This is a genomic window from Actinomycetota bacterium, from assembly GCA_005774595.1.
Classification (GTDB): domain Bacteria; phylum Actinomycetota; class Coriobacteriia; order Anaerosomatales; family D1FN1-002; genus D1FN1-002.
Genome location: VAUM01000206.1, coordinates 1 through 3532, shown reverse-complemented (window position 1 = coordinate 3532; position 3532 = coordinate 1). Strand labels below are relative to the sequence as shown.

4 protein-coding genes are annotated in these 3532 nt (G+C 74.3%); all 4 read left to right on the top strand.

Features of this window, described 5'->3' with window-relative positions; all coding sequences use genetic code 11:
- A partial coding sequence (locus FDZ70_07940; GenBank protein TLM73167.1) for an NAD(+)/NADH kinase occupies window positions 1-608 on the top strand: 608 nt, incomplete at its 5' end.
- Window positions 461-2260, top strand: a complete 1800-nt coding sequence (recN, locus tag FDZ70_07935; GenBank protein ID TLM73166.1) for a DNA repair protein RecN — start codon at window positions 461-463, stop codon at window positions 2258-2260. The genes FDZ70_07940 and recN, both read left to right, overlap by 148 nt.
- Window positions 2257-3378 (top strand): hypothetical protein, encoded by a 1122-nt coding sequence (locus tag FDZ70_07930; protein ID TLM73165.1) that lies wholly within the window; start codon window positions 2257-2259, stop codon window positions 3376-3378. Before recN ends, FDZ70_07930 begins: the two co-directional genes overlap by 4 nt.
- Window positions 3326-3532: hypothetical protein (locus FDZ70_07925; protein TLM73164.1), on the top strand; the 207-nt coding region annotated here is incomplete at its 3' end. The genes FDZ70_07930 and FDZ70_07925, both read left to right, overlap by 53 nt.

The following is a 3532-nucleotide window of genomic DNA, read 5'->3' as shown; positions in this document are numbered from 1 at the left end:
CGCCGGTGCTCGGCGTCAACCTCGGGCGCCTCGGCTTCATGGTCGGCGCGCTCGCCGACGACCTGCGCGATGCGGTCGAGACCGCGCTGGCGGGTGAGGCGCGCATCGAGCGGCGCGCGACGCTGTCGGCCGAGGTGCAGGTCGGCGGGCGCGAGGCGGGCACCTACCGGGCACTGAACGAGGTCTTCGTCGGCCGCGGTCCGTCCGGGCGCGCGGTGCGCGCGGGCGTGTCGGTCAACGGCACCCTGCTCGACACGTTCACCTGCGACGGCGTTGCGGTGGCGACCCCGACCGGCTCGACCGCGTACGCGCTGTCGGCCGGCGGCCCGCTGCTCGCGCCCGACGTGAGCGGGCTGCTCGTCGTGCCCGTGTGCGCCCACACGCTGCGCGCGCGGCCGATCGTGGTCGCGGCGTCGGACACGGTCGAGATCTCGTTCCCCGACCCGTCGCGCGCGGGTGCGTGCGTGATGGTCGACGGCGACTCCGTGCCGTGCCGCCAGTCGGTCGAGCGGGTCGCTGTCACACGCGGCGCGCACGACGTGTCGCTCGTGAAGCTCGGCGGCCGCGACTTCTACGAAGTCTGCCGCGACGAGTTCTTCGGGGGCTGACGGGAGTGCTCGAGGAGCTCCACGTCCGCGACCTCGCGCTGATCGAGGACGTCCGGCTCGAGTTCGGGCCGGGCATGACGGTGCTGACCGGCGAGACGGGCGCGGGCAAGACCGCGCTCGTCGGCGCGCTCACACTGCTGCTGGGCGAGCGCGCGGATTCGTCGATGGTGCGCGCCGGGGCGGCCGAGGCGCTGGTCGAGGGCCGGTTCGCGGTGGGCGGTGAGGAGGTCCTCGCGCGCAGGCGTGTGACGGCCGAGGGCCGCTCGCGCTGTGACCTCGGCGACGGCATGGCCACGGTCGGCGCGCTCGAGGCGGCGTTGGGCCCGCTGGTGGACCTCCACGGCCAGCACGAGCACCAGGCGCTGCTGAGGCCCGCACGGCACACGGAGTACCTCGACCGGTTCGCGGGCGCACCCGTGCGCGAGGCGCTCGACGCGTACGCGGGCGCGTGGGCGTCGCGGACCGCCGCGGCCGCTGGGCGCGACGCGGTCGCCGCGGCGCTTGGCGACCGGGAGCGTCGCGTGTCCGAACTCGAGGCGGTCGTGCGCGAGATCGACGCTGTCGCGCCGCACGAGGGCGAGGACGAGGAGATCGAGGCGCGGCTGCCCGCGTTGCGGCATGCCGAGCGGCTCGCGGAGGCCGCCGCGCTGGCGATCGAGTCGCTGAGAGGCGAGGCCGGCGCGGGTGAGGCGCTCGATGCGGCACGCGGGGCGCTCGGACGGGCGGCGGGGCTCGACCCAGCACTCGACGCGCTCGCGGAGGCGCTGGGCGCCGCGGCAGACGCGGTCGAGGAAGCCGCGCGCGGGCTGCGCGCGTACGGCGAGGGCGTGAGCGCGGACCCGCGCGAGCTCGACGCCGCAGAGACGCGGCTGGCGGCGTTGCGCGACCTGGCGCGCCGGCATGGCCCGACGCTCGGCGAGGTGCTCGCGGAACGCGCACGGGCGGCGGGCGAGCTCGCGGCGCTGGAGAAGGGCGAGGAGGGGCTCGCGGACGCCGAGGCCGCATTGGCGCTGGCTGACGCGGCGCTGAAGGGCGCGGGCGAGAGCCTGGCCGCGGCGCGTGCCGCGGCGGCGCCGGCGTTCGAGGCTGCGCTGGCGGCGGCGGCGCGCGACCTCGCGATGGAGGCGGCCGCGTTCCGGGTGGCGTTCGAGGAGCTGCCGTACGAGCAGTGGAGTGCGGAGGGCCCGCAGCGGGTCGAGTTCCTGTTCAGCGTATCGGCGGGCGAGCCGCCCCGACCACTGGCCAAGATCGCCTCGGGCGGTGAGGTCTCGCGCGTGATGCTCGCACTCAAGGGCGTGCTCGGAGCCGCCGACGACGTGCCGGTGCTCGTCTTCGACGAGGTGGATGCCGGCATCGGCGGCACCACCGCGCACGCGGTCGGGCGCCGGCTCGCGGCGCTCGCGCGCGGGCACCAGGTGCTGGTGGTGACGCACCTCGCGCAGGTGGCCGTGCACGCAGGCGCGCACGTGGTGGTCGAGAAGGTCGAGCGCGACGGGCGCACGGTGACGAGTGTGCGAACGGTGACGGGCGACGAGCGCGTGGCCGAGGTCGCGCGGATGCTGTCGGGCGGCGATTCGGATGCGGTGCTCGCGCACGCGCGCGAACTGCTCGAGGCCGCACGCGGCGAGGACGTGGGCGGTGAGGCTGCGTGAGGCAGCAGGGCACCGCACGGCTCGGCAAGCGCACGAAGGACCTCGTGAAGCGGCTCGGCTCGGCCGACATCGCCATCATCGACCACGCCGACCTCGACCGCGTGACCGCCGAGACGCTGCTGCTCACGGGCGTAGAGGTGGTCGTCAACGCGGCGCCGTCGATCACCGGGGCGTACCCGAACATCGGCCCGCTGCTGTTGCTGCGTGGGGGCGTGCGTATCATCGACGCGGTCGGGCCGGAGGTCTTCGACCGCGTGCGTGACGGCCAGGTGGTGACGGTCGACGGCGGCGACGTGATCGTGGATGGCGCGCTGGTGGCGAGCGGCACGGCGCTGACCATCGACGACGTGGAACTGGCCATGGACGACGCGCGCGCCGGCGTCGGCGAGCGCATCGACGAGTTCGCTCGCAACACACTCGAGTTCCTCGAGAAGGAGAAGGCGCTGCTCGCGGAGGGCGCCGACGTGCCGAAGACGCGCGTTCCGATGGCGGGCCGGCACGTACTCGTCGTGGTGCGCGGCTACGACTACAAGGAGGATCTGCGCGCGCTCGTCTCGTACGTGCGCGAGATGAAGCCGGTGCTCGTGGGCGTGGACGGGGGCGCGGACGCGCTCATGGAGGTCGGGTTCACGCCGGACCTCGTCATCGGCGACATGGACTCGGTCACCGACGACGCGCTGCGAAGCGGCGCCCAGCTCATCGTTCACGGCTACCCGGACGGTCGCGCGCCGGGGATGGAGCGCCTGTGGCGGATGGGACTCGACGGCACCGTGTGGGCGGCTGGGGGCACGAGCGAGGACGTCGCGCTGCTGCTCGCGTACGAGTCCGGCGCCGACCTCATCGTCGCGGTGGGGACGCACGCGAATCTGCACGAGATGCTCGACAAGGGCCGCCGCGGGATGGCGTCGACGTTCCTGGTGCGTCTCAAGGTCGGCCAGAAGCTTGTGGACGCCAAGGGCGTGAACAAGCTGTACCGCAGCTCGCCTGGCCCGCGCGACCTCGTGCTGCTCGTGCTCGCGGCGCTCGCCGTGATCGTGGCGATCGTGTTCATCTCGTCGGACGCCCGTGCCTTCATCGGGCTGCTCCTGCTACGCTTGCGCGCGTGGGTGGGCATCTGACGCACGCGCACCGACGGCCGCCCGCCCGCCGTCCGCTCCGTCCGGCTCGGGAGGCATCGCACGCGTGTACAACCTGCGCTACCACATAGCCTCGCTCGTCTCGGTGTTCCTCGCGCTGGCCGTGGGGCTCGTGCTCGGCACCGTCGTGGTGGAG